The sequence below is a fragment of the Sulfurisphaera sp. genome, from assembly GCF_059755235.1.
On record NZ_DBPRYF010000037.1, the window covers coordinates 1 to 6994 of the forward strand.

A 6994-nucleotide genomic window follows, 5' to 3' on the forward strand; every position below is an offset into this window, starting at 1 on the left:
GTTATATATCCACCATTTGAGAAAAATGTTCCTAAAGTGATAGGTTTATAAATTCTTTTTCTATTCTGTATCTATGAAATTAATCGCAACTCTAGGAACTTCTCCAGGGGGGATTTTTGAAACATACACAAACTTGATAAATGGCAATTACGAAGCTGAAAACCCAGAAAAGGCTGAGATTTCAGAAGTTTATATAATAAGGACGAGAGATAAGGACGTCGAATTTGCTTGGAAATTGGTTAAGGCACTTTTTGCTTGTATGAAAATTCCTGCGGAAATTGTAGATATACCGGTAAACATAAGCGATATAACAAGCAAAAGCGATTATGATTTATTTAGGAAAGCTGTATTTGACAAAATCAGTAAAGGTGACTTTGTGGATTTTACTGGGGGAAGAAAAGCCATGTCTGTAGCAGCTGCTATTGGAGCCGTACATAGAGAAGCTAATTTAGTAACAACAATAATTCCCCAACAAGAGTATAACAGAATACAACAGAAGATAAAAGAATTAAAAGAAAAAGAAGATGAAATAGAAAGAGCTGGTAATGGAGATTGCAGGATAGCGGAAGAATTAAAAGAAATAATTGCTAAAAACGCAAAGACTATACTTTTATCTTAATCATGATACATCAGCCAGTATATATGGTTTCGACTTTACGTTATACTTGTTCTTTCCTCTAATTATCTTAAATTCTATTTTATCTCAACTAGCTTCGTTTATCCCAGAAATAAGATCTACCGGAGTTTCAACTTTTTTGTCAATTTTTGAAGGTTTCGTTCTGAATCGGTAGGGAAAAAGTGTATGGTCGTTAAATGGATTAACCGCGATAATATCTCCTTTACTATTGAAACCATCTCTTTAGACTATCACTATGTCTCTAGCGTTTTGAATAACGTGATAAAAAGTAACTATAAAACCATTGCCTACACTAAACCCAGAACCTGGACCTTCAGCGACTGAAGGCATAAAAAACTCGTCTAATGTTAGCGACTTAGTTAAGATAGTCACGACAGATTTAGAGACCTCCTCAACAACATCTGAGTAATCCATACTAAGAAATATTCTTGTATCCTAAAAAATAGAGACGGAAGACCTTGAGATAATGATCCTTTTGCCTTCATAATATTCCTCAAGCTCTTTTATCTTTGAAATGACATCAATTTGAGGATTAATTATCTCATATCTATTCTTTAGTGGTTTAGTTGCTACATAGTTTATTACATTCACGTCTGGAGGAGAAATCACATTTCCATTAATAAATACATGATCTTCAAGAAAAGCAACAATTCCTCTATTTATAAAATAGGAAGCAAAATTTAGCAAACTACAATTACCAACAATAATTGGTCTGTAAATCTCATGAAGATACATGAGAAAAGAAAGAAGACCATTCTCACCACACGAAAGATTGTAAATAAGGTTATTGACGACAACCCAGTTATCCTTAACTATAATCCTTAAACCCTTGTCTACAGTGTGTTTAATTAAAAATTCAAGTAAATAAAGATCATCACCATAAAAGAACACTATTCTATCCTTTACGATTTTTAAAATGCTCATTATCTTATCAAAATTCTTCAAAAGGAAATCTTGAGAAGAGTAGATTGTCAAACCTTGTATCGTAAAATATTCTGGGTATAAATAAAGTGTAACTTCATATTTTTTTACTTTCTCAATCACTTCTTCTTTAGGTATAACATCCCTGCATATTATTTTGCTTTTCCCTAATTCAACCTCGAATTCTCTTATTTTAACGTTGTACTTGTCGATTAGTTTAAAAAACTCTTCCACATATTTTATATACTTTTCCACTTTAAAATAATTCCTACATTAAATCAAATTTTATATTAGAAAATTTTAAAATCATATATTATCCAACAAAAAATCTGTCATAGAGGAAATTGAGCTTATTCTTCAGTCAGCAAGTGATTTGTCAAAGCAACTTGATGCAACGGATGAGGAAAAAGGGATATTCCCAAGGGAAAATCTACAATAGCTCGCTGAACAAGGTTTTATTTATGGGAATGCTAGTACCAAAACCTTATGGATTTGGATTGTTGACAAAAGTATTCGTTGATATTGTGAAGACAACTGCAAAGTTTTCTCCATCAATGACTGGTTCACAGAGATTTATAACGCACTTAAAATAGAGAAGTATTATAGAGATGTTAGAGCTACTATGTTACATTTCCAGCTATTAGAACTGTTAGAAAAATTCTTGGAGGAGTGTTGAGAGCACAATGCCAATCAGAGACGAAAAGACATATGCAATAATGAGCTATCAAGATTTTCTAGTCTCTTATTCTAGGCTGAGGAAAGGTGAGTTAAAGCTGTCAGCTTTCAGAGCTTATAAAGCAGAAAGGAGAATGCTTCAGTCTTTAGCAATGAAACATAACCTACACAGAAAAGATACTAAGTGTGCTGTACCTAAACATGAAATGCTAAAAACTGCTAAAGAGTTGGAGAAGCATTACCCTGGAATTTATCAGCTGACAGAAAAAGCACTCTCACTTTTTGACGAGTGGAAAAACAACAATGCAAGGAAAGAAGATATATAAGGTTTACTTAAAGAGTTAAACTATGATTGGATAAAGCATCATTTAACTGAAGAAATGATAGAAAAAATAAGAGAGCTTCAGAGAACTTTGTGACTTTCACGTCTGGTTTGTTTCAAGTCAGCAGATATATTATAAGGGACAAGATCTCCATCTTTTATGTAACAGCTACTTCACCTTTTCCTCCTTGTGTTAAGTTGCTTATTAACCCTCTGACCTTCTCCTCTAATATTTCATTGTCACCTTGTAAAACCCTTATAACCTCCATAGTACTCATCTCTACTTTTTGAACATTATTGTCAACCTCCAATGAAGGGGAATTAGTGACTACAAAACGGCATTTAACTGGGTATTCCTTCTTTTCATGCTCCACACTTTCCACATAACTAAGTAATTTTAAATCTTCATCTACCTTACTCTCGTTATTGAATAGCTTAACTAAACCCACATATGCTTCTCCATCAGCGATGAAGAATATCCCTGCTACGAAACTCTTACCCCTGACCTCAATCCTTTTACCCCTTGAATGCACATAAGTAATGTTTAGCTCCTTAGACAGTGAGGATAGAGAATCTCTTATCAGCTTTTCAAGGTTCTTAGAGTCTTCTTCAACATTACTTAAACTATAAGATGACTTTATCCTTTCTTTGGCACACTCCAGATTGTCACCGCAGTCTTTGCTTACCTTTTCAGCTTCGCTCCTTATAAACTGAAGGATGCTGCTTACAGTGTTTAGTTCTCTACCCTTCCACAGAGAAAGAACAATCGGCAATAACTCCTCAGACAGAGGTTTACAATAGGCTTCCACTATCTCTTTTATATCTTCATTGGAGAGGGAGTCAAGGGAAATTCTACTTTCATCAAGCCTCCTTCTTATAGCTAGGTCTCCAATTCTGCTGTAAGCATCTGTTGGTATAGCCATTAAGATGGGAATTTGTAAACCCGAGTTGATTAGCCTGTGTATTTTTGGTATGTGGGACTCCCTAACTTCATCAATGAGGAGGGAAACATCAGTTAAACTCTTATAATCTCTAAGGAAAGAGATCATCCCGTCAAAGCTTTTCTCATAATTTAAGCAATATAACCTTAAATTAATATCGTCTTTGGCAATCATTTTATTACATAAACTCTCTAAGTGAGAGGGGAAAGATACTCCAAAGATCTTCTTAAAGAAAGAATAACCATACTTCTTTTTATCCCTCTCTAGGAGAGGAAAGACCATCCCCCTTACTTTCTCTCCACTAACTTTACTCCAAAACTCTTCCTCTATTTCATTTTTACTAGCTAAATCCAAATAGATAGATGATTGTACAGTTTCTTCAACTTTCTTTAATATAGTAGTTTTACCCATCCCAGGCTGTCCTATAATTGAAGCAACTTCTTTATTTTTTACCGATTCAAGTGCCTTATTCAAGAGCTGTCTATACGTTGGACCTACTAAGATCACGTTTTTTGAAGACCATGTAGTTACACTTACTTTTGGAATATCACATATCATTTATTTCACCTCTTCTTTTTTATTATTCCGTAAACCGAACCTTTCCTAACTAAACCTTCATCCCCACCAGCTATTAACTCGTACTTACTCTCTATATGCTCTCGAAACTTTGAGTAAAACTCCTCCTTAGAAAGACCCATCTCAACCCTAATATCACTCATCTTTGCGTAACCTAGATTATCCTTAACCTTCTCATAAACCTCATCAAATGAGGATAGAGACACTTTTTGCTTTCCCTCAACCAATTCCTCTAATTTCTTAACCTCCTCCCTTAATCTCTTCAACTCAGACAAGATCAAGGAGAAAGGGTCAATGCTAGACACTTCATAAGCTTTACCTCCCCCTACATCATATCGCTTTACAAGACCCTCTTTTGACATCTCATCTAACAGTTTCTCTAACTCTTCTGGATCCGCTTTGATCTTCTTTTTTATCTTAGAAAAAGCAACGGGCTTACCGTCATAAAGTTCTCTTATAACTGAAATAACCTCCTCCTTAGCAATCATAACTAAAAAGTTAGGTAAATAGTCTTAAATACCCTTTCCCTCATGAGAAAACATATATAGTATTATGTAGTTCAAAAACACATGAAAGTTTGCCCGAAATGTCATGCAATAAATGATGATGACGCTAATTTTTGTAAGATCTGTGGTTACAGGTTCCCTGAAGAAAAAACAATAAGAGTTCCACCACCAGAACCAACAAGAAAAGTGAAGGAAATAGAAACAACGCTAGAAGAACCAATCACAGAACCACCAACAACACAGACACCAACGAGTTTTACGCCACCACAACAACCTAGTGAAAATATAAGTCCTTCTCAGCAAAACCAATCACAACCTGCAGAAAGTGTTCAGCAAAATAAAATAATACGACAAAAAGTCATCCAAAAAGAAAGGAGAGTAATACGAACAGTTACGATAATAGCTATAGTTGTTACTGTCTTACTTTTAACTCCCCTAGCATTAAATGGCGTGAGTATACATTATATACCTAAAGGTGTAAATCCCTTGACACCACAAGAGTTAGACTCAGTGCTCGGAGGTAGTTGGGTACCAGCTAATATACCAACAAACGAAACAGCTTCATATGTCTATACACACATACTTCACACTAAAGACAACCTAAACGTAAAATCGTACTATCAATACTTCGGATACAAAGTCTATGATCTAGTCGAGGTATGCTTACAGTTCCAAAATGAAACATTAGCAAAGCAGTTTTACCTTAACTACACTAACGGAGTAATAACCACGAGCATAAACACTTACCCAGCAACTATATTTAATTCAAACACAGCGATTGCAGTAGCAACACAGTTTGGAAACTACTTCATATATGTAGAGGTGTACAGCGTTAATGGTATTGCACTACCTTTTGCTACAGCACAGATTATACAACTGGTTCAAGATATGGAAGTCACTTAACAAGAGAAAGAACAGTCCTCCAATCTTTATCATATGCTTCTGAAAGCTTTATGAAAGAAGGATCATTAACGATCTTTTTCACAGCATCATAGTTTATATTCTTCACAATTCCTTTCTCGTGTAACTCTAGGAGTAGATAAAGGACATTTAGTTTAATATGGTAATTCAAGTTGGCTTCAAGCAACTCAGTAATAAGTTTCTCGTCTACATTCTTCACAAGACCAAGGTTTAGCATCTCTGGTAATAGACTCCAAGCACCTAGCCTAGTTAAAGGATCAGAAGAAAGAGCATTTTCATAAATTTTAATATTGTCCTTAAGTAAAGAAATATCAATTACACCTTCTTTATATAGATCAACACCAATCCACCAAGAGTTAATGTCAGCCTCCCTTAATGCTTTAACAAAACAATTATCATCAGCTTCATTCCTTTGTACTAGCCCTAGTTTCAAAACTTTAGGCAAAAGTTGCCACGAGTGTAATACTATATCAAGATCTTCATCGCATAGAAGTTCCTTGTAATAATTTATCTTAGATTTTAGCTCATCGATTCCTAGTACAGTAGAGAGGTATTCTACCTTCATCCAAGCATCTAATCTATCATACTTGTTACTAGCTACTAATAAACGTTTATATACTTCCTTGTCCATATATATACTTATGTATACTTTTACCTATATAAAGTTATCCTGAAAAATATGCAAAAAACGATTCATAAACATTTTTTATAATTTGTATATGAAAAATTTTTATGTTAAAGCTACATTATATGGATTAGTAAAAATGAATCAAAGTTAGAATAAAAAATATAAATTAAATAAATGAGATATTATATTTGACCAAATATGCCAAAACCATATGTTGCAATAAACATGGCAGAAGTAGTAAATGATCCAAAAACACTTGAACTTTTCGGTAAAGTAGGACCAAAAGTTTGCATGGTAACAGCAAGACATCCAGGGTTTGTTGGGTTCCAGAACCACGTACAGATAGGAGCAGTCCCAATGGGAAATAGATGGGGAGCAACACAATTAGACATGAGACAAGACTTAAAGACAATAATGCTAATGCAGTATACTTTCTGGAAGAATTGGAAAGACCACGAGGAAATGCACAAACAAAACTGGGCGAACTTGTTTAGGCTTTGCTTACAATGCTCAGATCAGATGGTATGGGGGCCATATGAACCACTATATGAAATAGTTTATGCAGATATGCCGTTAAACACAGAAATGACAGACTTCACAGTAATGTTCGGTAAGAAGTTCGCAGAAGGAAATCCAGTTTCTGTACCACCAATCTCACAACCCTATGGAAAAAGAGTAGTTGGATTCGGCGAGCATATAGTAAAAGAAGGATTAGAGTCACAGTTCGAGGAAAATGCAATAAAAGTTCTACAAGCATTCAAAGCAGCTCCAGGGTTCCTTGGAGCAATGATACTGAAAGAGATTGGAGTGTCACCACTTGGGAGTCTTCAACTAAACGCAAAAGGATTTCACCAGATACTAGAGACT

Annotated in this window: 10 protein-coding genes; 5 read left to right on the forward strand and 5 right to left on the reverse strand. The window is 34.8% G+C overall.

What is annotated here, in order from left to right; all coding sequences use genetic code 11:
• Positions 1 to 73: 73 nt before the first annotated feature.
• Entirely contained in the window at positions 74 to 619 is a 546-nt protein-coding gene (gene crn1 / locus AC3OCB_RS05800) for a CRISPR-associated ring nuclease Crn1 (protein WP_498341347.1), read from the forward strand.
• A gap of 240 nt (positions 620 to 859) precedes the next feature.
• Here the strand turns inward: crn1 and AC3OCB_RS05805 are convergent, their stop codons facing one another.
• Positions 860 to 1051: a hypothetical protein gene (locus AC3OCB_RS05805; protein WP_498341349.1), complete on the reverse strand. Its 192-nt coding sequence runs from the start codon at positions 1049 to 1051 to the stop codon at positions 860 to 862.
• A 21-nt stretch (positions 1052 to 1072) separates the two neighbouring features.
• Positions 1073 to 1813 (reverse strand): hypothetical protein, encoded by a 741-nt coding sequence (locus tag AC3OCB_RS05810; protein WP_498341350.1) that lies wholly within the window; start codon positions 1811 to 1813, stop codon positions 1073 to 1075.
• 206 nt (positions 1814 to 2019) lie between these two features.
• On the opposite strand from AC3OCB_RS05810, the gene AC3OCB_RS05815 reads away from it, so the two are divergent.
• On the forward strand, positions 2020 to 2151 hold the full coding sequence (locus AC3OCB_RS05815; protein ID WP_498341352.1) for a hypothetical protein: 132 nt from the start codon (positions 2020 to 2022) through the stop codon (positions 2149 to 2151).
• Between the two features lie 90 nt (positions 2152 to 2241).
• Positions 2242 to 2559, forward strand: a complete 318-nt coding sequence (locus AC3OCB_RS05820; RefSeq protein ID WP_498341354.1) for a hypothetical protein — start codon at positions 2242 to 2244, stop codon at positions 2557 to 2559.
• Positions 2560 to 2713: 154 nt separating this feature from the next.
• On the opposite strand, the gene AC3OCB_RS05825 is transcribed toward AC3OCB_RS05820, so the two are convergent.
• Positions 2714 to 4054, reverse strand: a complete 1341-nt coding sequence (locus AC3OCB_RS05825; protein WP_498341355.1) for an ATP-binding protein — start codon at positions 4052 to 4054, stop codon at positions 2714 to 2716.
• A 5-nt stretch (positions 4055 to 4059) separates the two neighbouring features.
• Positions 4060 to 4560 carry a hypothetical protein gene (locus tag AC3OCB_RS05830; RefSeq protein WP_498341357.1) on the reverse strand — a complete coding sequence of 167 codons (501 nt, stop codon included), beginning with the start codon at positions 4558 to 4560 and terminating at the stop codon, positions 4060 to 4062.
• A gap of 81 nt (positions 4561 to 4641) precedes the next feature.
• Between AC3OCB_RS05830 and AC3OCB_RS05835 the strand changes: the two genes are divergently transcribed.
• Entirely contained in the window at positions 4642 to 5481 is an 840-nt protein-coding gene (locus tag AC3OCB_RS05835; protein ID WP_498341359.1) for a zinc ribbon domain-containing protein, read from the forward strand.
• Here AC3OCB_RS05835 and AC3OCB_RS05840 read toward each other — a convergent pair.
• Positions 5474 to 6130, reverse strand: a complete 657-nt coding sequence (locus tag AC3OCB_RS05840) for a hypothetical protein (protein WP_498341361.1) — start codon at positions 6128 to 6130, stop codon at positions 5474 to 5476. The genes AC3OCB_RS05835 and AC3OCB_RS05840 overlap by 8 nt on opposite strands.
• A 195-nt stretch (positions 6131 to 6325) precedes the next feature.
• Between AC3OCB_RS05840 and sor the strand changes: the two genes are divergently transcribed.
• Positions 6326 to 6994: sulfur oxygenase/reductase (sor, locus tag AC3OCB_RS05845; RefSeq protein WP_498341363.1), on the forward strand; the 669-nt coding region annotated here is incomplete at its 3' end.

Coding starts and splice junctions, on each gene's coding strand:
- crn1 (WP_498341347.1), top strand. CDS start 74: ATGAAATTAATCGCAACTCTAGGAACTTCTCCAGGGGGGATTTTTGAA.
- AC3OCB_RS05805 (WP_498341349.1), bottom strand. CDS start 1,051: ATGGATTACTCAGATGTTGTTGAGGAGGTCTCTAAATCTGTCGTGACT.
- AC3OCB_RS05815 (WP_498341352.1), top strand. CDS start 2,020: ATGGGAATGCTAGTACCAAAACCTTATGGATTTGGATTGTTGACAAAA.
- AC3OCB_RS05820 (WP_498341354.1), top strand. CDS start 2,242: ATGCCAATCAGAGACGAAAAGACATATGCAATAATGAGCTATCAAGAT.
- AC3OCB_RS05825 (WP_498341355.1), bottom strand. CDS start 4,054: ATGATATGTGATATTCCAAAAGTAAGTGTAACTACATGGTCTTCAAAA.
- AC3OCB_RS05830 (WP_498341357.1), bottom strand. CDS start 4,560: ATGATTGCTAAGGAGGAGGTTATTTCAGTTATAAGAGAACTTTATGAC.
- AC3OCB_RS05835 (WP_498341359.1), top strand. CDS start 4,642: ATGAAAGTTTGCCCGAAATGTCATGCAATAAATGATGATGACGCTAAT.
- AC3OCB_RS05840 (WP_498341361.1), bottom strand. CDS start 6,130: ATGGACAAGGAAGTATATAAACGTTTATTAGTAGCTAGTAACAAGTAT.